Consider the following 22,370-nt stretch of genomic DNA (forward strand, 5'->3'; position numbering starts at 1 on the left):
TTCAGGCTGTTGCGCTGAGATTGAAAATCAACCGTCCCTCTTTTTTCAAAATGTCGCGCACCTCGTTCTTAGTAATCGGCTTTTCAAACAACGAAAGCAAAGCGAACGAAAAATCATTAACCGCACACATTCTATGGGTGGCACAACTCAGCAGTACTCTTAACCCCTCTTTTGAGCGTCCGACTTCTTTAACAAACGAACTTTTAACCAATTGAAAACCGTTATCGTGCATTACATAATCGGCATCGATATTTGTATTCAGCAATCCATAATGCAACAGTTCTTCTATCGCCCTTGTCAGCTCGAGGTCGCCCTGATCAAGAATAAGAGAAATGCTACAATCGGCCTCCAATAAACGGGCCAACTTAAGGTATACCAACTGGGAAACAGCATAGACATGATGGTATTCAGAATTATAGAAGTAGGCAAATGGCTCAACGAGCACGACAGAGGTCTTGGAATCCAGCCAGATTCGATCAGCTGGATTTAGACTAGTTAGCCGTCGCTTTACTTTGGTCAAATGTCCCTTATACCTGACAGCGTGAATAGAATCTAGGATCCAGGTCACCTCTGAAATATGAAGCCGCTGGGGCAAGTCAATTGTGTCGCTACCGTTTATGACCTCTTGCATATAAAAATCAATATGATGCTCATCAGATAAGGATTTTGCTTCATTTAAAGTTAAACCAGTGCCTGAAACATAATCCACTTCGAGGCGCAAATCCTCATATTGGGACTTCGGCATTACAGAGACACCATACTTATCGGGATGATTCCAAACATCCGACCCCATAACGAGACCAAAATTCGTAAATCCTCTCGTGGAATATGGAACACCACATACCTGTTTTGAATAATTCAAAACATTCTCTGTATAAGCTAAGGTGTTCAGAGCCTCTTCTTTAGTTTCGGTCGGAAAGCCAATCATAAAAAATAGATGAACAGGAATACCCGCATTGAGACAATCATGGACATTGCGATCAATCCAATCAACTCTCGTGTTCTTCTTCATTAGATCAAGAACTCTTTGGTTGTATGACTCGAGGCCAAACTGAATCTGCCTACATCCACTTTGGTATATCTTGTTAAAAACTTCTGTACTTAGGGTTGGAGAGAACCTCGTTTCTCCATGCCAGAAAAACGTTTTTCCCGATGCGTTTATTTCATCCGCGAGTTGCTCCATTCTTTTGCCTTCGAATGTTTCATCCACAAAAGAGAAAACTCTCGTGCCGTATTTTTCATTTAACCGACACATTATTTCAAATACTCTCGATATAGGCATCTTTCGGTAACAACCACCGGTGGCACCGGGAATGGTGCAGAAGGCGCAATGATTAAAACACTGCCTAGAGGAATAAACCGGCAATATTAACTCAGGCATGAAGTATTTAGAAAGGGCGAAGCCATCGAAATCGGGAACTGTATCGTTGATAAATGTTTGCTCAATCCGATGGTTTTTATATATCTTTCCACCTTTAGCATGGCAAAGGTTTGGAACACAGTCGAGATTGTCATCACCAGAGTCAAGAGCCTCAAGAAGACGTGCAAGCGGCTCTTCGCCGTCATACATCATTATCGAATCAATGTATTCAAAAAAGGGATGCCATTCTTTCATGCAGTCATCTGCTAAACGAGTAATGTAATTGCCGCCCAATGAGACGTGTTTAACAGATGGACATTCTTCCTTAATCAGTTTCGCTAACGTAACTGCAGAAATCAATTGGAAACAGCCGCTCACCGAAATCCCAATAAACTCGAATTTTTCCCTCTGAATACGCTTAAGAAAGGCAGTTTCATAGAAGGAAATAAACGGATTATGCAAGGTATCCGCAAGCGATTTCATTATTTCTGGTGTCGAATAATAATCATAGGGCAGATCTATGGAGTTGAACGTGTATTTAACTCCATATGAGACGTGATTTATGATATAGAGTGCATTTCTAAAAATGTTTTCAGCATATTGTCTTTCTTTTAGATTAAAGTATCTCTTCGATCTGAAAATATCTTTTGCCTCGTCAACATTAAGTGCCGACTTTTGTATCAACTCGATTGTTAATTGAACATTCGAACTAAACGAATCCTTTGATTCCCGATACCTTTTACAGCACTCTTCGACATGTCTAAAAGATAGGAGGTCATCGTAAAATTCCACGTTTAAGTCAACAATGTCAACTTTGTATTGTTCAACCTCTTGAAGATATGACTTCAAAACAGGCAAGGCAAGATACGGCCCCACTGGACTCCATCCTGGGGGAAATACTAAAAGCGTTTTAGGCATATCAACGTCACATCTTTCGCAAATAATTCAATTGAAACACAACTACCATCATAATTGAAAATACACCAAGTCCTGTAACGAGAATTGAGAACATCGCGATGCTCGTGAACAGCGAAACAAGAAGTGTTGAAATAACAACAGCAACCGATTGCAAAGACTCCCTAATTGAAAACAGGCTTATCGATTCAGATCCGTCTCTCGCCAAATCCTGCAGCGATGTTATGAGAAGCACATCTTGAATGGCGTTTCCGGCACCGACGATAAAAAGGAAAATAAACGATATCCCAGACGCATAGCGATAGCCAAACGCCAGATACGCACCGAGCGCAAGATACGTCACAAAACAATATGATTTAACGCAATCGGAACCACTGATTAAACGACCATATATTGTATTTCCGAACAACAGTCCGATTGTAAGACTACTCTGAAGGAATCCGTATTGTATCGATGACGAGTCAAATTGCAATTGCGCTATAGCTGGCAAAAGAGAATTCAGAGAGCCGAATGCCACGCCACTAGAAATATCGATTAATAGGAAACCAATTGCCAAGTGCTTCGCGCTAAGATCACTAAATGCAGTCCTGTTTTTTTCATTTTTGCTTATTCCCTCTTTATCATTAACCTCGATAACCGACGGAACATCTCGCAGCAACCAGAACGACGCGGCAAAAGAAAGCGCGTCTAATGCAAGAACAGCCTCCGCCCCAAATTGAGCGACAACAAAACCGCCGGCAACTGGCCCCAGAACCATCATCAAATTCTGCAGGAACCCAAACGAATTATTAATTACGTCGCGATTGATACTATTCGTATTGGCTCTTAACAACGAGTAAAAGCAGGGCATTTCTACCGTTCGGCAAAGCGATACCGCGCACGTAATAGCAAACATACTCCATTTACTATCAACAAAAATATAGCAAACGAATAATCCCGCGCGAATTAAGTCTGCCAATCTCATGGCCTGCAGTGTCCCGATACCCATCTTCTGAGGCAGCTGCGCGAGCGCAACTGAAAACAGAGAGGGGGCAAATCTGCAGCAGACCATCAAAGCAGTTGCAGAAACATCGTGAGTTACCTCGTAAATCAGCATTGGCAAAGCAATATTCGCACACCAATTGCCTATTTCGCTTATCCCTCTAGCAATATATAGGACCCGAACCGGACGGCTAGCTCTCAATACCGTGAACATCACGATTAACCTCGTATTTCAGGCCTCGTTCATCCCTTAATAGGAATCCATAATCAACCAAGTACCGCCTCAACACGGCATAATCAGGATAGAGCTGTGACAGCACACGATTAACCTGAAGCTCCGTATAACTTGTATTTAATTCAAAGAAAGAGACGGCCCATAGCAGCATGATTCTTTTATAGCTTTCCTTTTTTGGAATTGAAACCAGCTCGCCATTCTTGAGAAATCGTTTTTTAAAGTCTATTAGCTCATCCATTCACATCCTCCATTTCATACGCATCTAATACTAAAAATGCATACGCTTTAGGTCATCGCATTCAGCTTCTTTATTCGAACTAAACTCGAACTAATCTAAATTATTTGCTCAGACACTCTTCGAAAGCTCGTTTTTCACTCTGAGTAAAATGCCCTTCCCAGTCAGTCCACGAACAGGAAGGCAACTCACAACGAGCGGAGTCGAAGCCCTCTGCCGTCGGTCGCTCAAAATGCACGATAACCTTTTCAATATCGCCATCTGTAATCAGGTCAGAATGAATGACCTCGGTTCCATCTTCGAATGTCATATACGGGTACATCACGTAAACCACCTCGCAAACATAAATCCAGTTTAGCATCAAGCTATTGCACCAAAGACAGCAGGCCCCCTTGATGAGTTGATGGTATCTGTTAAATGTCACGTATGATTCACATCTGGTGGGTACCCTGATGGCTACACGAAACGAAGCAGATTTACACCGGGAGGACCCCGTATGACAACCAAGTACACCGACGCGCCGCGCACGCGCGTCATGACGCCGGCATCGCTCAACAACGGCGTGCACGAGAACCATTCCATCGGACAGACCATGGCCATCGCGCCCAAAAAGGGCCTGTTCGATGACATTTCCATTCCCCAGATCATCGCCGGCGCCGCAGCTGCCGCCACGAGCGTGGCGCTTGCCTCCAAGATTGGTATCGCTGGTTCAGTAATTGGTGCCGCCGTGAGCTCGGTCATCACCGTTGTGTCCTCGCAGGTCTACCGCCACTTTATCTCTGCCAGCGCCGAAGCCCTCAAAGGTACGCACGCCGCCGTCGACTACCCCGCCGGCGCCTATGAGCCCGTTGAGCTTAATGCCGAGGAGCACCTGGGCGGCGCCGCGACTACGCAAGAGATGCGTCAGGTCGCGGGACGCGCGACCACGGCGCGCGTCGCCCCCAACAGCCTGCGCGCCAAGGCGGCGGAAGAGCGCAGCCAGACGCAAAAGAAGGTCATCATCTTCTCGATCGCCATCGCCATCGTCGCGGTTATCGCCTGCGCCGGCGCCATCCTTATAACCACCGCCGGTGAGGGTCTGGGCGAGCGCCCCGAGCCAATCCTTTCGTCGCGCACGACCGAGCAAGACGCGGACAGCGCCGGCCAATCGCAAAGCCAGCAGAACGACTCACAGGCCAACTCCGCACCCACCGATTCTTCCTCGACCACCCCTGATCAGTCGCAAGGCACCGATTCCTCTTCGAACAGCGGCGGCACACAATCCGGAACGACCGACTCCAGCCAAACGACCGACGGCTCTCAGCAGAGCACGGGTGACCAGACGAGCGGCAATGCATCGGGCACGGGCTCAACCGACAACAGCAACACAAACAGCTCGAGCGGAACCGCATCCGGCACGGCATCCGACAGCTCGAGCCAAGGCACGACATCGGGCAACTAAGCACGATCGCCTCTCACAGATAACCGACCTGTATAACGGGCGCGAACCGGCAACGGTCGCGCCCGTTTGCTTTGGGCGCCGAGGTGGCAAGCCCTGCGCGATGGCAAGATGCTTTGGTGTGTAAAGAGGAGATTTGCCATGAGCAAGACAATAGTTAAGCCCACGCTATCGCTGGGCAACCACATCTATCTGTATCGCCTGCTGCGCGATGCGATTGGATGCGGCAAGCAAACGTTTATGACACAGGTCGAGGAGACACTCGCCGCTGGCGATATGACCGCTTATGACCTGGGCTTCGAGTCCACGCGCGAGCTGCTCGAGGAACTCGACGACTGCATTAAGCTGACCGTCTTTAAGGGCGGACGTCTGTATGCCACCGTCATCGCCAATGAGGCCTGGGATGCTGCCCTTGCCAAGGGCGAGGACAAGCCCAAGGCCGCCAAGGGCGCCAAGCAGTCCTACAAAAAGAAAAAGCGCGGCGAGAAGGACCTGAAGGCCGTGCGTCCCAAGCACGTTAAGCGTCCCGAGCCCGAGTCCGTGGCCGAAGTCGCTCCGGAGCCCGAGCCCGAGGTAGAGGCTGAAGTCACTGCTGAAGTAACGGCAGAGGTCGAAACTGAAATCGCTGCCACGACCGAGCCCGAAGTCATGGCTGAGCAGGAAGCCGCCGTTGAGCTCAACGAGGTTCCCAAGTCGAAAGCCGAAGAAACCGCCGGCCAACCCGAGACGCCTGCGTTCCAAAACAGCGATGTCTTTGGCGACAACGCCGAGGACGACCAGTCCGACGAGCCCGCGAATCAAGACGCTACCGAGGCGACGCCGGAACCCGAGACGCCGCAGCCCGCCATCTCGCTCACGGTTGTCTATGACCCCGAGAACGCCAACGCCGGCATCACCACCATGGTATCCACGCCGGTCGAGGCCAAGCCGAACGTCGAGGCAGAGGACACTCCGCAGGCCGGTGCCAAAACCGGGACCGAAGACACGTCCATCTCCGTGGAACCGACAGATTCCATAGCTAAGCCAGAAGCGGCATCTGAGTCTGCACCTGTCATTGAGTCCGCATCCGCACCCGCCTGTGACCAGGCTCCCACACCTGCACCGACTCCGGTCCCCAATTCAGCACCGGCCCCCGCTCCCGCAGCACCGACCATCCCCGGGGACTTCCCCATCGATTTCGCGACCGAGGTCTTCTGCCCTAGTCCGCTGCTGCACCAGCTGTCGACTTATCTCCCCTACGGCGCCGACACCCTCGGCATCGTCGGCGAGTACTACTGGATCGCTCGCGAGCGCGGTACCATCGAGGCTGGCCGTAACCGCGCGAGCTTCCCCCTGCGCTACACACAGGCCGGCAAACGCCACGAAGTCACCGTACGCATTCGCCGCAACACCACCGGCGGCCTCGGAGCCACCTGGGCCATCGACAAGGTCGAAGCCCCGGTCGAGTAAAAAACGGCCTCGGATAGCCAATTGACCATCCGAGGCCGTTTGAATTCAGGCCTTTTAGTTGTCATCGGCGCATATAGACACCAGAGAAGCAAGCTCATCCTCAAGTTGCGGAGCAAAGTATCTAAAAGAAACCTGCGCTCCAGTCGGTATCGACTCAATCATATTCGCAGCATTATCTGAAACTCGGTACGATGCAGTTTCACCTGTCTTCAAATCCTCTATTGAGCAGACAGCGTCTTCAGCATCAATCGACCTAAGCACGCCTTCTCCTTGTAACATCACATCGGCATGCCCGCCAGCTATTTCTAATGAACCTGAGTCTGTCGCAGTCACTTCTCCGGAACCTCCGCGCGATATCTCTTCCTTTGTTGAACAGCCCACCAATGAAGCCATCAGCACCAAAGACAGAGCTAGACGAATCGCCCTACTTCGAAAAAGTCGTTCCATAAGTCCACGCATAATAGCTCTGATCATACTTCAGGAAGGATAAAGATGAATTCCAGCCGTCCGCTATGCCAATCATCTGCCTTGTCTCTCCAGTTTTCTTACCAGTAAGTGTGGCGTAAGCCTCCGCTGTTACAGAATGGGCTGATCCGTTGTACAAACTCGCATGTAAAACATTCGGTCTATTAGAGTTAATCTCATTTTGAATGCTCGCGATAGCCGGAGAGGAGACAGTGCGGGCGATAAGAGTACTTCCTCTGCTTGCGCAGTAATTTGTAAACCCCGTTGCACAGGTTGATATCGGCGTTCCGCCCAAAACAACGCCGGGAACAGTCTGTTCTTCATCGGAAAGAGCATGGGTATTGGTGTAATTCCATATCTGCATATATTGCGAAGGGTCGCTATATAAATTGGCAATGCCATACAGTTCCGCAACGTTCGAAAAAGCTGTCACCATACAAGCATAGTGGGCAGTAAGCCTCTTAATCTCGCTTTCATCATATGACATAAACTGAGAAATGGAACGAAATCCAGATACTGTGTAATCCTGCATTTGAGTTGCGTAAATTACGACATCGTTCCAGCTTGAAGGTTTATTCGATAAAACGACAGGCCGTCCTTCTATGGAAACAGCCGGGATTGTTCTTCCGCAATTTGTTGTTATTGAACCGTCCAAAGATTGCACACCGAATTCGAACGGATTGATCATTACGACTGGGTTATTGAAAGAATAAGACTCAACACCAAGATCTCCTCCCCGATCCATAGGGCTGACTAAGCCGTCACCAAAACGGTATCCCGTAAGTATTTCATCATCTGAAGCATCTAAAACCAAATAGCCCGCGGCTCTATTGAATGTCACAACCGGAACAATGTAGCCAAGCGGGGACCCATCAACGTCTACAAAAGGAATAGGGTCAGAAGGCGTATACGAAGAGCCGAGGAGTCCCTTTATATATTTATCGGCAAGCTCTTGCGCAATTTCTGAAGTAAATTGTATCTGCTCACCATCAATATTGCCCGTCGAAGCAAAAACCTCTTTCGGACGTGCGGCTAAGGCGACAATTGAAGACGCGACAAGTTGCAGAAAACGACGACGCGAAAGCATATGTTCTTCTTTCTAGAGGAGCGACTTATAAGATACTCCTATTCTATAACCTTTTTTGTAACGTTACAGCACTGGTTATATTTCAATTCGATTTGCTTATGTCCTTGTAACCCAATACGTCTTTACGTTTTAAACGGAATTAGAAAATCACTCATAGCAAAAACGGGCTTTAATCCCAAAGAGATGACTTTGATTATGAATCAAACCAGCAGCCAGGGCATAGCTGCAGTGCAATTGCTACAAGAAAGGCCGCCCTTGCTGGCGGCCTTTCTACTTGCTACTAGTCACGCGTGAGCTTGCGGTGAATACGATGCGGCTGGGCTGCGTCCTCGCCCAGGCGCTCGATGCGGTTGGCCTGATAGGCCTCGAAATTGCCCTCGAACCAATACCAGTTGCCCGGATTCTCGTCGGTGCCCTCCCACGCCAGAATGTGCGTGGCAACGCGGTCCAGGAACATACGATCGTGGCTAATGACCACCGAGCAGCCCGGGAACTCGAGCAGCGCCGCTTCGAGCGAGGAAAGCGTCTCGACGTCGAGGTCGTTCGTGGGCTCGTCGAGGAGCAGCAGGTTGCCGCCCTGCTTGAGCGTAAGCGCCAGGTTCAGACGGTTGCGCTCGCCGCCGGAGAGCACGCCAGCGCGCTTCTGCTGGTCCTGGCCCTTAAAGCCAAAGCTCGCCACATAAGCGCGGCTCGGAACCTCGGTCTCGCCGACCATCATGTGGTCCAGGCCATCCGAGACGACCTCCCACAGGTTCTTGTCGGGGTCGATGCCGGAACGGTTCTGGTCGACGTAAGAAATCTTGACGGTCTCGCCCACCTCGAGCTCGCCCGAAGTCAGCGGCTCCAGGCCCACAATCGTCTTGAACAGCGTGGTCTTACCGACACCGTTGGGGCCGATAACGCCCACAATGCCGTTGCGCGGCAGGGTGAACGAAAGGTCATCGATGAGCACGCGGCCATCGAACTCCTTGTGCAGGTGATGGGCCTCGAGCACCTTGTTGCCCAGACGCGGGCCCACAGGGATGCGGATGTCGGTCCAGTCGAGCTTCTGGCTGGCGCGGGCCTCGGCCTCCATCTCCTCGTAGCGAGCCAGACGGGCCTTGTTCTTGGCCTGACGAGCCTTGGGCGAGCTGCGTACCCACTCGAGCTCGGCCTCCATGCGCTTGGCGAGCTTGGCATCGCGGTTGCCCTGCGCCTCGATACGGGCGGCCTTGGTCTCCAGATACGTGGAGTAGTTGCCCTTGTAGGGATAAAGGTGGCCGCGGTCGACCTCGCAGATCCACTCGGCGACGTTATCCAGGAAGTAGCGATCGTGCGTGACGGCAAGCACCGCGCCCTGGTAGTTGTGCAGGAAGTGCTCGAGCCACAGGATCGACTCAGCGTCTAGGTGGTTTGTGGGCTCGTCGAGCAGCAGCAGGTCGGGAGCCTCGAGCAGCAGCTTGCACAGGGCCACGCGACGGCGCTCGCCGCCGGAAAGCACGTTGACCGGCATGTCGGAATCGGGCAGCTGCAGGGCGTCCATGGCCTGGCCGAGCTTGGAATCGATATCCCAGCCATCGGCGGCATCGATCTCGTCCTGAAGCTTGCCCATCTCGGCCATGAGGGCGTCCATGTCGCAATCCGGGTCGCACATTTCCTCGCCGATCTTGTTGAAGCGATCGACCTTGGCGATCATGTCGCCAAACGCCATGCGCACGTTCTCGATGACGGTCTTGTCGTCATCGAGCGGCGGCTCCTGCTGCAGGATGCCCACGGTGTAGCCGGGGGTAAGCCTGGCATCGCCGTTGGAGACTTCCTCGATACCGGCCATGATCTTGAGCAGGGTCGACTTACCCATGCCGTTGGGACCCACAACGCCGATCTTAGCACCGGGATAGAAGCTCAGGGTCACGTCGTCAAGAATCACCTTGTCGCCATGGGCCTTGCGAGCCTGATACATCTGGTAGATAAACTCCGCCATTTGCCTGTTTTATCCTTTCTACCTGCTGTTTCCCTATTCTTGATTCGCTTTAGTGGAAACAAAATGAGGAAACCAGCTCTGAAACTTAACGAAAAAGGGGCATGGTTGCCCACACCCCCTAATACTACCTGGGAAAAGTCCCTCTTAACACACTATGAACTGCGTACGCTAGTTTTCCGCAACCTTAGCGAGCGGCTCGCTGCGATTTGCGCCACAGCAGATACGAATAGACGTAGGCAGCTCCAGCTGAACCAAACGCCAGAACCGCAATCACCGCAGCGACGACTTCACTCGAAAGCACGCTACCCGCCACGCCCATCACAATCAAACCAACACCCAGCACCATAAAGCAGGCGCCGCCAAAGCGCTGCGTGCGTCGCCAGTTTTCGGGGTCGGCAAGCGCCCAAGGTGTCTTGATACCGAGCGTATAGTTCTGCTTCACACGCGGCAAGTAGTTGCCTACGCCGATGAACAGCAAACCGACAACACCGGAAATCAGCACGTTAACCGAACCGACCGCCGGCACCACGCCCCAGACCGTAAGCTCACCCAACCAGCTTATGGCACACATGAACAAGGTGAAGGCGATTACGAAGCCCTGATAGAACTTGCCCGAGGTCCGATACGCCTCACCTTTGGGGTCGATGCGCGGCACCACGCAGAACATTGCGAGAAGCGCCAGAGGCAGCACGCCGAGCGCGGAGGCCATCCAGCTAGGACCCCAACCGTCGACGGCGCCGTTCGCGCCCCAGTGCGTGGGAATCTGCGCAGGCAAGCTCGGCATCACCATGAGGTGCGCTACGACATTGGCGACGCACAGAGCGACCAGCGCAACCCACACGCGCGACGATACCCCCGTGGGGTGAATGCCCTTGTTTTCGTTATTCATCCTTATCACCTTCAGTGTTTGTAAAGCCCATAAACCAGCCAATTAAATCCTGCATGACGGTGGTGTTTAAGCTGTATACGATGTTTTGGCCATGGCGCTCGTCGGTCACCAACCCGGCGTTTTTGAGCGTCGCCAAGTGATGGCTCAGCGACGGCTTACTGATATCGAAATGCTCGGCAAGCTCCCCCGCCGTGCAATTGCCTTCGCGCAGCAACTCCAAAATGCGCCGTCGCGTTGGATCGGCAAGCGCCTTAAAACCCTCTCCCGGCATAAGACCTCCTCTCATCATCTCTCATGACGTGCACACTATACTCGATATTTAGATGTTTGTCTAATTATCTAATTTGATACTAAGTATAGAACATGCGTTCGTTTTTAGATACAATGGGCCAAGAAGCAGATGGGTCAGCTCCCTCTTACCAAGAAGGAGATGGACTATGAGTATTAACGATGTCCTGACGTTGTTGTTGCTTGTAATCGCGGCCGTGGAGCTCGGCATCCACATTGGGGGTCGAATGAAATAGCCGCCTCCGCGTAATGCGAAGACGGCCACTTCTCACGCCATAAACGTGTTTCGGAGTTGGCTAACCCGCGGCAACGGGTGCCATCTGCTTCATCTTATGCGAATCACCGCCTCATTTCAACAAGCCCCTAGGGCTCAAATGGAATCGCGATAATACCTATAATGGTGATAGCTAAAACACGATTCGCTTCCCCATCGGAGGATGTCTATGACCGAAACCGCCGCTCTCGTCGAGACACGCGACACCAAACTCGAGATCATCATGGGCCGTGAGGCACTCGATAGACTCGCCAACGCCACGGTGCTGGTGCTCGGCTGCGGAGGCGTGGGCTCCAACTGCTGCGAGGCACTTGTCCGCGGCGGCATCGGTCATTTTGTGATTCTGGACAAGGATATCGTCGCGCCCAGCAACATCAATCGACAGGCCATCGCCTTTCACAGCACCGTCGGCAAGCGCAAGGTTGACGTGATGGAAGCCATGATCCACGACATCAATCCCGCCGCCAGCGTTATCAAGCGCACCGAATACCTGCTGAGCGACAACATCGACGAGTTCTTCGCGGGCGTTTTGGAGCAGACGGGTGGCAAGCTCGACTACGTCGTCGACGCCATCGACACCATCTCGGCCAAGCTCACCATTGCCAAATATGCTCAGGACCATGACATCCGTTTGGTTAGCTCCATGGGCGGGGCCAACAAACTCCATCCCGAGTGCCTCCGCTTTGCCGACATCTTCGATACGGTACGTGACCCCATGAGCCGCATTATGCGCAAAGAATGTAAGAAGCGCGGAATCAAGAGCCTACACGTACTGTTTAGCTGCGAGGAATCGGTTAAGACACAGCCCCGCGATCCTTCCAACATCCACGAGCGCACCGAGCTGGGAACCGCCAGCTTTATGCCGCCCATCATGGGCCAGATGATCGCCGGCGAGGTTATCCGTCAGATCAGTGGCCGCGGCACCGAGCGCGTGCGCGCCGATGGCCAGCGCCTAGACTAGCGGAGCGCGCCGAGATGGAGCCCCGGTTATTTGATGCACACTGCCATCTTGATCTAATGGCTCACCCGGACGCCGTTGCCGATGAGGCAACGGCGCTGGGCCTGATTCTATTTGACTGCGGCGTCGATCCGCACGACTTTGCACGCGCCAAGAAGCGCGCCTGCGGCCGTTCAAATATCTTTGCCGGCATCGGCCTCCATCCCTGGTGGCTCGCCGACGGACGATGTGGCAACGCTGAAATCAATCTGCTTTGCGAAGTCGCTGCACAAGAACGCTTGATCGGCGAGGTCGGGCTCGACTTTTCCGCTCGTTTTGCCGGAAGCGAGTCGCTACAAGTACAGGCATTTGACCGGCTCTGCGATGCACTCGTGCAGCACCCTCTTGCCGGGCGCGTGATATCAATTCACGCTGTTCGTTCGGCAGGAACCGTACTGGACGCCCTTGAGTCATATGGATTGCTCACCCCAAGCCCCAACTCCCCCGCCGTCATCTTTCACTGGTTTAGCGGTACCTCGAACGAGTTCGTCCGTGCGCGAAACGCAGGCTGCTATTTTTCCGTGAACGAGCGTATGCTCGCCACCAAGCGCGGTCGCGAATATGCCCGACAGATTCCACTCGACCGTCTACTGCTCGAGACCGATGCGCCGGCCGAACCAAACACAGAAACAAGTGTGCAATCGCTCATCAGATCGCTCGCAAGGACCTCGATGCACATTGCCTCACTCAAAAACTGTGACGCAAAGCGCATCGAGTCGGTAGTTTTAGCAAATGCGCACTCTGTTTTTGACCTTCGCTAACCCCTGTGGGCAAAAATGCCAAGGGACATGCGAATCGCACAACGCAGTCCCTATTGGCAGGCAGTACAATTCGGCAGCATTACACCAATTCGTGCATGAGATCACGGTTGCGTGCATACAATTCGTCAAAGATATGACGACGCGACGCATATAGCTCGTGGGCATCCATATCGGGCACGATTGTTTGTGCAACGCCAAGGACTTGGGCGAGTTCATCCCATGATGCATAGGCGCCACCTGCGAGAGCTGCCATGATGGCATCACCGAAGCATGCGCCCACCGTAACCTTGGCAACCGAGACCTCGCGCCCGCATACGTCGGCGATAGCCTGCATCCAAACTGGATTCTTGGTTCCACCTCCGACAAGCATAATGCGCCCAATTGGCAGTCCATGCTCTCGCTCGATAATGTCGACATGGGATGCAACGGTATACGCGACGCCTTCCAAGGCGGCGCGAACCATATGGGCTCGCGTATGCCTTCCGGTCAGGCCAAAGAAGACGCCACGTGCCTCGGGATCGTTGAGCGGAGTACGCTCCCCCGCAAAGTACGGCAGGCACAGGAGCCCATCGGCACCCGGCGCCACATCGGCGGCATCATGCGCCATGACCGAATATGCATCGGGGCCACCGTGGCCCTCGGCCTCCACGGCGTCGCGATACAGCTCTTGGCGCAGCCACGATGTGAGTGCACCCGCCGTATTGGTCCCCGCGCAGATCCCGTAAGTTCCGGGAATGATAAACGTCCCTGGCCACAGGCGGGCATCATCGACCATATGATCAGCTAGGTAGATGAAATACGCCGTGCTCCCCAACTGAACCATCATATCGCCGGGACGAAATACACCCGTCGAAATGGCCTCGGCACCAGAGTCGCCCGTTCCCACTAAGACAGGTGTCCCTGCCGCGAGCCCTGTCGCCTCAGCCGCGCGCTGCGTAATCGCCCCGGCAATATCGGTAGCCGACATTACCTCCGCCATCTGGTCAGGCCGGCAGAAACGAGCACATTCCCGAGCATCAACCCTCCAAGTGTAGCGGTCGTATAGGGGAAGAAAATCCTCCGCCAAGTAACGGTCCACCGTAAAACGCCCCGTCAACTTTGCGCATAGAAACGATGATGCCGTCAGGAACTTCGCGGCACGTTCGTGCACCTCGGGCATTTTCTCCTTAAACCATAAGATCTTAGGAGCAATATCTGATGAGCAGGGATCGTGCCCGAAAAGTTCGCGTGCGCGACCTGACCCATATTCGGAAAGGAGCTCGTCAATCTGCGGCTTCGAACGTGCATCGACTCCATACAAAATCGCGGGCGCCAGCGCGTTGCACTCGGTATCGACCGGCACACAGTCGCAACCCAATGCGGAAAGGCCCACGCATCCGATCTGCGCCGCGTTAACCCCCGATCGCATCACCAGCTCGCGCGACAAGCGGCAAAAATCGCCCCACCAAACTGCCTCAGCATCATGCTGGTACCATCCATCACACGGGTTGTCCGTCTCATGTCCACAAGAGGCTTGGCAAACGATGTTGCATCGATCATCGATTAAGACGCCTTTAGAGGCGCTTGTCCCAATATCAATACCCAGATAGAGCGCCATAGGTGCCTACTCCCCTCGCGCCGTACGAGCGGCAGCCATAAAACGAACCACCCGCTCAACATCAATCGGGGCATCCAGCTTTCCGTCGCGCTTTAAGCACGTGCCGACAAACGCGCCATCGTAGTGAGCAAATACGTCAGCCACGGTATTTTCGCGACAACCGGTGCCACATACCACGGGCACTTCGCCAACACGCTCGCGGACCTCGTCGGCAAGCTCGCCCGAAGCGCCACGACCGGCAGCCGAACCGCCGATGACCATCGCATCCGGTAGGCAATTAAAGAGAAGTGAATCGGCAATGTCCGCGGTCGTGCGGTCGTTGAGATAAACCTCGCCCTCGCTCGTGATGAAGTGAAAAAGCTTGAGGTCGTCCAAGCGCAGCGCCGCCTTGCGACGCATGGTGTGAGCGAAATCTCGGTTAATCAGCCCGAGATCACCGGCCCAGGCACCGCAAAAATTGCAGCGCGTGAACTGCGCGTCGACGGCAGCGCACAGCTCGATTGTGGCATCACCATCGTAAATTGCCTCAGCTCCCCAAGGAGTCGACAGATCATGGGACAGAGCCCCGATTACATAGCCCATCGATGCAAGGGTTGAGGGAGAAACATGCTGCTCATAGGGCATCGAGAGCTCATTGGTAATCAAAATGCCATCGACACCGCCCTGCTGCAACGCCTCGAGATCGCGCTTGGCGGCTTCCACGACCTGCGATACGCTTCCGCCCGGGTAATACAGCGGATCGCCCGGCAGAGGACGCAGGTGCAGCATTCCGATAACCGGCTTTTCGTTCTTGAACATCGAAGTTAGAAACGACATAACGTGCTCCTTCATAGGGTTATTGCAGGGACGTTACTCCCCCAGCACCTCGACGTACACTTTTCGCTTCTGCGGACCGTCAAACTCCGCAAGATAGATGTTCTGGGCACTTCCGCACACGATGTGGCCATCTTGGACGGGAAAGAAGCAACTGTTTCCACAAATCATGCTCTTGATATGCCCACAGGAGTTGTTACCGGTGGCTCCATAGCTCGGCAGGAAGTGTGCATGCGCATAGGGGGCATCGAGTGGGGCGATGCGATCAAGCGTCTCCATAAGATCCGTCTCCACGCAGGGCAGCCCCTCGTTTACCACGATTCCGCAGGTCGTATGCGACAAAATAATCGCCGCCAAGCCATTGGTCACCGAGCTGCGTTCGATGGCAGCGTGCACGTCCTCGGTAATATCGATGAACTGGTCCGGAGCAGTCGATAGATAGCTCAATGTCTCGAGCGTCACCATGTTCACTCATCCCCTTCAAGAAAACGCAGGGCATTACCCCAGTAGAGCCTTTCTCGCGCATCATCGCGCATGGGCACGGTATCGAGCGCCCGCTTGAGTTTGAATGCACGGAAGCGCGGCGTATTGCTGGCGAACATCACTTGGTGCGATAGCGCGCGCTCATACCACAGCGGCCCCATATCGACCGTGAAAAGACGCTGCATCATCTCCTCGGGCGAATCGATGTAAGTGATAGAGGTGTCCGCGTAGCAGTTGGGATACTTGAGCAGCATCGCCACGGTCTCGCGCACCCAGGGCCAGCCAAAATGGGTCAAACTAAAACGCACATTTGGATGCGTTGCGATTGTGTGCTCAAATGCAAGCGGGTTACTGCGCGAGAGCTCTGCGCCCGGCTCCCAAGACATACCGGCATGGAAAACCACCGGCTTGTTATAGCGCTCGCACAGTTCGTAAAGCGGCTCGGCCACAGCATCATCGGGGGCAAAACCCTGCTTTGCAGGATGCAGGCAAAGCCCCTTTGCCCCCAACTCGGTAAAGGCGCGCTCCAATTCGTCTGCGGCACCGCTCACCTGCGGGTCTACGCTCGCAAATCCCCACAGACGATCGGGATGTGCGGCAACCAGCATGGCAATCTGGTCATTGGTGCCAAAGTGCCCTCCGCATGCCGTGGTTACATCGAGCGGCATGAGCACGCTCTTCTGCACATCGCAGACGTCCATCTCGACTTGAAGCTCATCCCAATCCATGGGGCCCATATGCCCCATACCAAATTCTCGTGACCAAAAACCGAATCCATCAGGCTCATCACCCGGCGTACAGATCTCGCCGTAGAGCATAGGATGGACCAACATGTCGATAACCATTTCGTACTCCTTTCCAGGCATTTGACCCTAGTACGGCTCAAACGAACCGATCACTCGGGACGACAGCTCAGCGCCCGCCTTCATACACGCCGGAATATCAAGGCCATCGATCACGCCCTTGGTAAACCCGGCGATATACGAGTCGCCGGCACCCACGGTATTAACGACCTTCTCCGCCGGCACGATCCCGCACTCATAGAAGCGCTCACCGTCATAGGCAATGCTTCCCTTCTCGCCAAGCGTGGCAACCGCAACGCGCGGCCCCAATTCCTGCGCGTGACGTACCCAGTCCCGCAGCTCCGGAGTGTCATCTTCAAACGACATAAATGCGTAGTCAACGTAGGGAAAATGATTCTCGCAGGCATATTCGGGATCCTGGCTGAACACCGAGAAGTCCATAACCACCGTCTTGCCCGCATCATGCCACTCGGGCAGGAGGTCCAAACAATTGCCAAACAGGTCGGTATGAATGATGTCATGCTCTAGGATAAACGCCCGGTCATCTTCATTCGGACGATATGTCTCCATTACGCCATCGATTGCCTCGAGATGCACGCGATCGACGCCGTCTTTCAATGCCATGAGCATCACCGAGGTGTCGCCATCCTCCACCCGCAGATGAGAGATATCAAACCCCTCGGCGGCCAGCGCCTCTCTCATCTTGTCTCCGTACTCGTCCTTGCCGACAACCGACACGGCGGATACCGAAACGCCCATTCGTGCAAGATGGATACCCCAGTCAATGCCATTACCAGTCGGATAGAACACGCCGATGTTTTGATAGACGTCCGCACAGCAAAAACCAGCCGCACACGCTTTAATACCCATGGTCTTCTCCAATGTTCAAAAGGGGACCCACCACATGGCGAGCCCCCTTTTCGCGTTTCGCTTATTGTTTTGCATCGGCTGTCCAAGGCCTCATAGCCAGACCGCCGTACGCTTTCTTAAGCTATTCGACGATTGGTGCTCCGTGGCCCCAAGAACCTTCCATGCCGCACACGGTCGAGGCAAACCCGGCAGCAAAGTCGAGCGCGCGCTCGATGGCCTCGGCGCCACCCTCACCACGCTTGGCGGAATCGAGATAGCACATCAAAAACGAGGTGAGGAACGAGTCGCCCGCCCCCATGGTGTCCTTCATGTCCGTTACCGGTTTAGCCAGCTGGCGGTAATAACGCTCGCCGTCGTAAGCGATGCAGCCCTCGGCGCCCGCCGTAGCCGACACAAAACGCGGACCCAGATCCTTCACCCATGCCAGACGCTCGCGAATCTCGTCCTCACTCGCGGCATCCGCCGCACTAAAGAAAGCAAAATCGACATAGGGCGCAATCTGCTCGTAGTACTCGTCGGTGGAGTCGTCCGAAAAGTCAAAAGAGACCGTGACGCCCGCAGCCTTCAACTTGGGCAGCTCGCGCTCGGTGAAGCAATAGTTGCCCGAATGAACCACATCGAACTGCTTCATGTACGAAAGGTCAAAGCGATCGAGAACATAGCGCGCATCGCCACGGATACCGCCCTCGTTGGAGCCGAGGAAGACACGGTCACCGTCAACGACGGTCACGCGAGCCGCTCCGTTCTCGCCAATCATCTGCTCGCACTTGTCAAGCTCGATACCCTCATCCTCGAGGCTTGTAATGACATGCTCGGCAGCGGCGTCATTGCCAAAAATGCCCATGTATGCAGAGCGTGCGGCACCGCATTTCTTGGCATAAACGGCGAAGTTCACCGCATTGCCGCCGGGATACATGGTGTGGATATGCTCGTAGCGATCGACGACGTTGTCGCCAAATCCGAGCGCGTTAACGTTAAATGCCATGGCCTTTGCCCCTTCTAGTACTCGACAACACCCATATAGCGACGGAAATCGGGATCGTGATCAAACACCTTGCCGCGTGCAGCACGCAGCTCGCAGTTCATGGCGTAGAACAGCACCGGGTCCAGATAGGCACGGACGCTCGCCGGCACGGCTTCCATACCGTACTCCTTGGCATCGAGCACCATCAGCGTATCGGTATGCGTCTTAAGGAACGCAAGGGCGCGCTCGTCCATGGCACGGCACTCGCTGGAGCCCATCTGCAGGAAGTAAAAAACGCCATCCTGAGTAGCCTCGAAGGGGCCGTGGAAGTACTCGGCAGAGTGGATGTAGCTGCAGTGCTGCCACTGCATCTCCATAAGAGAGCAGATAGCGAAACCGTAGGTCTGGCTAAAGTTGGGACCGCTGCCCAGAATGTAGAAGAACTCGTGCTCCTGGCAAAGCTTGGCAAAACGATCGCCTAGCTCGGCATTTACCTTCTCACGTGCCGGGGGAAGAATCTTATCCATCTCGGCGATACCGGCATACATATCGGCAAGATCGGCGTAGCCCTCCTGCTGATCGAGCAGCTCGGCCGCAAGCGACAGCGAAATGCCAGCGGGGACCTCGGCCTGCGGCACGCCCTCGCCCCACGGGTAGACCCACGTGGTCCACTTGCCGGAGTCAATCTTGGATCCAGCGTTGTCGGTCTGGGCGATCACCGTAGCGCCGGCAGCAAGGGCAATCTCACAGCCCTCGACGACCTCGGGGGTGTTGCCACTGTGGCTGCAAGCAATGACCAGGGATTTCTCACCCAAGCGGCGCGGGCGCATGATATCAAACTCGCGAGCCGTATAGATATACGAAGTGAAGGTGGTTGCCTCGCGCTGCAGAAGCTCATGAGCCGGGATCAAATCGATCATGGAGCCACCGCAAGCAATCCAGTAGACGCTGTCGAACTTGCCCTTCTCGGCAATTGCCTCTTTGATCAGATCGTGTGCGTTCATATCCAGTTCCTTTCTTGTTTGGTCCGCAATCAATGACGTTGGCTGCGTGGCCGATAGTTGGTTTAGTCAATCAGATATTTCTCGAATGCGGCCATGTTCTTGGCATCTGCCGCCGCCGGGTCATCGTAGTAACGCCCGTCCGTGATTTCCTGGCCCAGCATGCCATCGAAACCATGGGCATTAAGCGTAGCGACGAAGGCGTCCATATCGTGCTTGCCATCGCCCCACACCAGATGGCCATACGGGTCACCGTCGATAAAGTGCATCTCGTGAATTGCCCCATCACCAAAGGCGGCAAACCAGTCCTCGAGCGTCTCGCCCGCAACGCCCATCGCGGTTGTATCAACCATGGGCTGTAAGTACGGGCTCGCGACCTCGTCAATCATGCGCTTCGCATCGGAAACCGTCGTTACAAGGTTGCTCTCCTCGGGACGCAGGCTTTCCATCGTAAGCACCAGACCGTGCTCACCGGCATACTCCGCCAGAATGGACAAGTGCTCGCGGCTGCGCTTCCAGGCTTCCTCGCGGTCCTCGTCCCAGTCGCCCCAGCCCGAGTTGACGGACATACGGTCGCACCCAAGTACCTCGGCAAGCTCAATGCCGTGCTTAAAGTACGCCAGGCTGCGCTGTTCATGCAGCGGTTTGCGTGCGCAGTACTGCCAAGGATAGACAACATTCTCGGGGCACAGAGTACGATACCTAAGCCCACGGTCTGCAGCCTTTTTCGCCAGGACCTCAGCCTCAAAGTAGCCCGTGTGGTCGAGCGTCACATGCGGCTCCGCACACCACAGCTCAATGGACTCAAAGCCCAAACGCTGCTGCACATCAAGGAAGTAATCGAGCGACCACATGATGTAGTGGATATTCATGCCCGCAATCTGTTCGCGGCGCAGCGTCGGTTTGGATTCAGACATCTTATGCCTCCTTATTTCGATCGAACACGATTTGTCCGTCCGACATCGTCATATCAACCGAAAGATCGCGTGCGTCGCGATAATCGAGGTCGAACACATCCCGATCGAGCACGCAGATATCGGCAAGCTTGCCGACCTCAAGCGTACCCAGTTCGTCTTCGCGCATCAGATCGTACGCGCCCCCGGCAGTCCAAGCACGCAAGAGCTCGACAAGCGTCAGCGCGTTGGCCTCATTCACGGGCAGCCCATCGTCGAAGTATCCACCGCACGCGCTGTAGATTGACTCGCCCAGGCTCGGAATCAGCAGTGGCAAATCCGTACCACAGCACACCGTGCATCCGGAATCTTCCATGCCGCGGCGATTCCAGCTGTGCAAAAGTCGCGTCTCGCCAATTTGTCGACGCATCATCGACAGGCAATCCTCGCGCCGGTCCAGCGTCAAAATCTGCGGATAGACCTCGCAAATTCCACCTAACTTGCCAAACTCGACAAGATCGGTCGGATCAGAGTTCTCGAGATCGGTAATCGCATGGCGGCGAAGCAACCGTCCATGCTCGTCTCGAGGCAGCGAGGCATAGAGCGCCACGGTGCGACGAACGGCGCCATCGCCCTGGCAATGCAAGGAATATCGGAAGCCGTCAGCATCAATTGCGCGCAGCTCGTTCTCAATCAGATCCCACTCGGGCTCCTCGACAACCGTCTTGCCGGCAGCTCCCGCATCGGCCGTGTCCTCATAGGGGTCAATCATCTCGGCAAGCCCCGCCCATACGCCGCGATCGGTCATACGGTTGAAGCCAGAAAAACGAACGAACGGTCCCCGAAAGCGCTCTCGTGCCTCGCGAGCATACGACAGATTTGCACCGGCACCCACCGGCTGCGACATCATAGAGACGCGAACCGTCAGCTCACCAGATTCTTCACGGCGAGCCATTTCGTCGGCAAAACCGTAGTAGTCATCAAACGCCATCTCCTTGATGGCGGTAACGCCGCGCTCGTTAAGCATGCTCATGTAGTCCGAATACCCCGCACGTACCTCGGGCAGCGCGAGGAAATCGCTCATCATGCGCCAGATCTTCTCGGCATAGCACGCCTGGGGTGTGAAGCCGTATCGCGCACTGGCGGCAGCATTGAGAACGCAGGTCTCCGCACCCGGTGTAAAGCAGACGACAGGGATATCGCCAAAACAATCGTCAAACACAGCCGCCGTATTTGCGTTCTCGGCATCCGATGCCAACGTTTCGGGTAGGTTGTGGCCAAAAGCCGCCGCGCAATCCGGATGATCTTCTTTCCATGCACGCAAGAGCGACACGGCCTCTTTGGCATCAGCGATGCCGGACAGATCAGGCCCCAACGTCCGCAGCGCCCAGCCTGTATAGAAGGTATGCACATCGATCAGGCCAGGCATGACGGTGCGGTCGCCCAGGTCAACTACCTCGTCCGCCTGGGTCAAATACGAAGCTAGCTCACACTTGGTGCCAACAGCCTCAATTCGATTGCCACGGACCGCTACGAAACCTTCAAACGGCAGGTCCCCCGTACCGGTAAAGACGCTCTTAGACGTCAGGACCGTCAAACGATCAGACATCAC

22 protein-coding genes are annotated in these 22,370 nt (G+C 54.4%); 4 read left to right on the forward strand and 18 right to left on the reverse strand.

Annotation, left to right across the window (positions count from 1 at the left end; all coding sequences use genetic code 11):
• Position 1: 1 nt before the first annotated feature.
• The 4 genes from DWX39_RS03680 to DWX39_RS03695 all read right to left on the reverse strand — a co-directional run bounded on the left by DWX39_RS03680 (position 2) and on the right by DWX39_RS03695 (position 4,051).
• Positions 2-2,278: a radical SAM protein gene (locus tag DWX39_RS03680; protein ID WP_117758545.1), complete on the reverse strand. Its 2,277-nt coding sequence runs from the start codon at positions 2,276-2,278 to the stop codon at positions 2-4.
• A 7-nt stretch (positions 2,279-2,285) separates the two neighbouring features.
• Positions 2,286-3,470: an MFS transporter gene (locus tag DWX39_RS03685; protein ID WP_082435530.1), complete on the reverse strand. Its 1,185-nt coding sequence runs from the start codon at positions 3,468-3,470 to the stop codon at positions 2,286-2,288.
• Positions 3,448-3,729 (reverse strand): DUF2087 domain-containing protein, encoded by a 282-nt coding sequence (locus DWX39_RS03690; protein ID WP_055251466.1) that lies wholly within the window; start codon positions 3,727-3,729, stop codon positions 3,448-3,450. Before DWX39_RS03690 ends, DWX39_RS03685 begins: the two co-directional genes overlap by 23 nt.
• A 100-nt stretch (positions 3,730-3,829) precedes the next feature.
• The gene (locus tag DWX39_RS03695; protein WP_055251482.1) at positions 3,830-4,051 is read right to left on the reverse strand and encodes a hypothetical protein; all 222 of its coding nucleotides are present in this window, start codon (positions 4,049-4,051) and stop codon (positions 3,830-3,832) included.
• A 171-nt stretch (positions 4,052-4,222) separates the two neighbouring features.
• Between DWX39_RS03695 and DWX39_RS03700 the strand changes: the two genes are divergently transcribed.
• Together DWX39_RS03700 and DWX39_RS03705 are read left to right on the forward strand one after the other, a co-directional pair.
• Positions 4,223-5,167, forward strand: a complete 945-nt coding sequence (locus DWX39_RS03700; RefSeq protein ID WP_117758546.1) for a hypothetical protein — start codon at positions 4,223-4,225, stop codon at positions 5,165-5,167.
• Positions 5,168-5,305: 138 nt separating this feature from the next.
• Positions 5,306-6,613, forward strand: coding sequence for a hypothetical protein (locus tag DWX39_RS03705; protein WP_117758547.1), 1,308 nt, complete (start codon positions 5,306-5,308; stop codon positions 6,611-6,613).
• Positions 6,614-6,667: 54 nt separating this feature from the next.
• Here DWX39_RS03705 and DWX39_RS10900 read toward each other — a convergent pair whose 3' ends face one another.
• The 5 genes from DWX39_RS10900 to DWX39_RS03725 all read right to left on the reverse strand — a co-directional run bounded on the left by DWX39_RS10900 (position 6,668) and on the right by DWX39_RS03725 (position 11,285).
• A complete protein-coding gene (locus tag DWX39_RS10900; RefSeq protein ID WP_147336371.1) occupies positions 6,668-7,006 on the reverse strand; it encodes a hypothetical protein in 339 nt (112 codons plus the stop codon).
• A gap of 31 nt (positions 7,007-7,037) precedes the next feature.
• Complete coding sequence (locus DWX39_RS10905; protein ID WP_147327747.1) at positions 7,038-8,165, reverse strand: hypothetical protein; 1,128 nt, start codon at positions 8,163-8,165, stop codon at positions 7,038-7,040.
• A 280-nt stretch (positions 8,166-8,445) separates the two neighbouring features.
• Entirely contained in the window at positions 8,446-10,125 is a 1,680-nt protein-coding gene (gene ettA, locus DWX39_RS03715) for an energy-dependent translational throttle protein EttA (RefSeq protein ID WP_055251458.1), read from the reverse strand.
• 184 nt (positions 10,126-10,309) lie between these two features.
• Positions 10,310-11,014 (reverse strand): SdpI family protein, encoded by a 705-nt coding sequence (locus DWX39_RS03720; RefSeq protein WP_117758548.1) that lies wholly within the window; start codon positions 11,012-11,014, stop codon positions 10,310-10,312.
• On the reverse strand, positions 11,007-11,285 hold the full coding sequence (locus DWX39_RS03725) for an autorepressor SdpR family transcription factor (protein WP_022094448.1): 279 nt from the start codon (positions 11,283-11,285) through the stop codon (positions 11,007-11,009). The genes DWX39_RS03720 and DWX39_RS03725 overlap by 8 nt, the downstream gene beginning before the upstream one ends.
• A gap of 460 nt (positions 11,286-11,745) precedes the next feature.
• On the opposite strand from DWX39_RS03725, the gene DWX39_RS03730 reads away from it, so the two are divergent.
• Together DWX39_RS03730 and DWX39_RS03735 are read left to right on the forward strand one after the other, a co-directional pair.
• Entirely contained in the window at positions 11,746-12,537 is a 792-nt protein-coding gene (locus DWX39_RS03730; RefSeq protein ID WP_369831455.1) for a ThiF family adenylyltransferase, read from the forward strand.
• A 14-nt stretch (positions 12,538-12,551) separates the two neighbouring features.
• Positions 12,552-13,334: a TatD family hydrolase gene (locus tag DWX39_RS03735; protein WP_117629758.1), complete on the forward strand. Its 783-nt coding sequence runs from the start codon at positions 12,552-12,554 to the stop codon at positions 13,332-13,334.
• A 79-nt stretch (positions 13,335-13,413) separates the two neighbouring features.
• On the opposite strand, the gene DWX39_RS03740 is transcribed toward DWX39_RS03735, so the two are convergent.
• The 9 genes from DWX39_RS03740 to DWX39_RS03780 form a co-directional block, all read right to left on the reverse strand.
• Positions 13,414-14,931: an FGGY-family carbohydrate kinase gene (locus tag DWX39_RS03740; protein WP_117758549.1), complete on the reverse strand. Its 1,518-nt coding sequence runs from the start codon at positions 14,929-14,931 to the stop codon at positions 13,414-13,416.
• Between the two features lie 6 nt (positions 14,932-14,937).
• Positions 14,938-15,747, reverse strand: a complete 810-nt coding sequence (locus DWX39_RS03745; RefSeq protein ID WP_233503156.1) for a BtpA/SgcQ family protein — start codon at positions 15,745-15,747, stop codon at positions 14,938-14,940.
• Positions 15,748-15,780: 33 nt separating this feature from the next.
• On the reverse strand, positions 15,781-16,209 hold the full coding sequence (locus tag DWX39_RS03750; RefSeq protein ID WP_006234356.1) for a secondary thiamine-phosphate synthase enzyme YjbQ: 429 nt from the start codon (positions 16,207-16,209) through the stop codon (positions 15,781-15,783).
• A 2-nt stretch (positions 16,210-16,211) separates the two neighbouring features.
• Positions 16,212-17,072, reverse strand: coding sequence for an amidohydrolase family protein (locus DWX39_RS03755; RefSeq protein ID WP_233508867.1), 861 nt, complete (start codon positions 17,070-17,072; stop codon positions 16,212-16,214).
• Positions 17,073-17,099: 27 nt separating this feature from the next.
• Complete coding sequence (gene frlD / locus DWX39_RS03760; RefSeq protein WP_117637477.1) at positions 17,100-17,900, reverse strand: fructoselysine 6-kinase; 801 nt, start codon at positions 17,898-17,900, stop codon at positions 17,100-17,102.
• Between the two features lie 121 nt (positions 17,901-18,021).
• Positions 18,022-18,885 (reverse strand): PfkB family carbohydrate kinase, encoded by an 864-nt coding sequence (locus DWX39_RS03765; protein ID WP_117716562.1) that lies wholly within the window; start codon positions 18,883-18,885, stop codon positions 18,022-18,024.
• 14 nt (positions 18,886-18,899) lie between these two features.
• Positions 18,900-19,868, reverse strand: coding sequence for an SIS domain-containing protein (locus DWX39_RS03770; protein ID WP_022094440.1), 969 nt, complete (start codon positions 19,866-19,868; stop codon positions 18,900-18,902).
• 62 nt (positions 19,869-19,930) lie between these two features.
• Positions 19,931-20,782 carry a sugar phosphate isomerase/epimerase gene (locus DWX39_RS03775; RefSeq protein WP_117629752.1) on the reverse strand — a complete coding sequence of 284 codons (852 nt, stop codon included), beginning with the start codon at positions 20,780-20,782 and terminating at the stop codon, positions 19,931-19,933.
• A gap of 1 nt (position 20,783) precedes the next feature.
• Positions 20,784-22,367: an amidohydrolase gene (locus DWX39_RS03780; protein ID WP_117716560.1), complete on the reverse strand. Its 1,584-nt coding sequence runs from the start codon at positions 22,365-22,367 to the stop codon at positions 20,784-20,786.
• Between the last annotated feature and the right edge of the window lie 3 nt (positions 22,368-22,370).

The sequence above is a fragment of the Collinsella sp. AF19-1LB genome, from assembly GCF_003459655.1.
GTDB lineage: Bacteria > Actinomycetota > Coriobacteriia > Coriobacteriales > Coriobacteriaceae > Collinsella.

Coding starts and splice junctions, on each gene's coding strand:
- DWX39_RS03680 (WP_117758545.1), bottom strand. CDS start 2,278: ATGCCTAAAACGCTTTTAGTATTTCCCCCAGGATGGAGTCCAGTGGGG.
- DWX39_RS03685 (WP_082435530.1), bottom strand. CDS start 3,470: ATGTTCACGGTATTGAGAGCTAGCCGTCCGGTTCGGGTCCTATATATT.
- DWX39_RS03690 (WP_055251466.1), bottom strand. CDS start 3,729: ATGGATGAGCTAATAGACTTTAAAAAACGATTTCTCAAGAATGGCGAG.
- DWX39_RS03700 (WP_117758546.1), top strand. CDS start 4,223: ATGACAACCAAGTACACCGACGCGCCGCGCACGCGCGTCATGACGCCG.
- DWX39_RS03705 (WP_117758547.1), top strand. CDS start 5,306: ATGAGCAAGACAATAGTTAAGCCCACGCTATCGCTGGGCAACCACATC.
- DWX39_RS10900 (WP_147336371.1), bottom strand. CDS start 7,006: ATGGCTTCATTGGTGGGCTGTTCAACAAAGGAAGAGATATCGCGCGGA.
- DWX39_RS10905 (WP_147327747.1), bottom strand. CDS start 8,165: ATGCTTTCGCGTCGTCGTTTTCTGCAACTTGTCGCGTCTTCAATTGTC.
- ettA (WP_055251458.1), bottom strand. CDS start 10,125: ATGGCGGAGTTTATCTACCAGATGTATCAGGCTCGCAAGGCCCATGGC.
- DWX39_RS03720 (WP_117758548.1), bottom strand. CDS start 11,014: ATGAATAACGAAAACAAGGGCATTCACCCCACGGGGGTATCGTCGCGC.
- DWX39_RS03725 (WP_022094448.1), bottom strand. CDS start 11,285: ATGCCGGGAGAGGGTTTTAAGGCGCTTGCCGATCCAACGCGACGGCGC.
- DWX39_RS03730 (WP_369831455.1), top strand. CDS start 11,746: ATGACCGAAACCGCCGCTCTCGTCGAGACACGCGACACCAAACTCGAG.
- DWX39_RS03735 (WP_117629758.1), top strand. CDS start 12,552: ATGGAGCCCCGGTTATTTGATGCACACTGCCATCTTGATCTAATGGCT.
- DWX39_RS03740 (WP_117758549.1), bottom strand. CDS start 14,931: ATGGCGCTCTATCTGGGTATTGATATTGGGACAAGCGCCTCTAAAGGC.
- DWX39_RS03745 (WP_233503156.1), bottom strand. CDS start 15,747: ATGTCGTTTCTAACTTCGATGTTCAAGAACGAAAAGCCGGTTATCGGA.
- DWX39_RS03750 (WP_006234356.1), bottom strand. CDS start 16,209: ATGGTGACGCTCGAGACATTGAGCTATCTATCGACTGCTCCGGACCAG.
- DWX39_RS03755 (WP_233508867.1), bottom strand. CDS start 17,072: ATGGTTATCGACATGTTGGTCCATCCTATGCTCTACGGCGAGATCTGT.
- frlD (WP_117637477.1), bottom strand. CDS start 17,900: ATGGGTATTAAAGCGTGTGCGGCTGGTTTTTGCTGTGCGGACGTCTAT.
- DWX39_RS03765 (WP_117716562.1), bottom strand. CDS start 18,885: ATGGCATTTAACGTTAACGCGCTCGGATTTGGCGACAACGTCGTCGAT.
- DWX39_RS03770 (WP_022094440.1), bottom strand. CDS start 19,868: ATGAACGCACACGATCTGATCAAAGAGGCAATTGCCGAGAAGGGCAAG.
- DWX39_RS03775 (WP_117629752.1), bottom strand. CDS start 20,782: ATGTCTGAATCCAAACCGACGCTGCGCCGCGAACAGATTGCGGGCATG.
- DWX39_RS03780 (WP_117716560.1), bottom strand. CDS start 22,367: ATGTCTGATCGTTTGACGGTCCTGACGTCTAAGAGCGTCTTTACCGGT.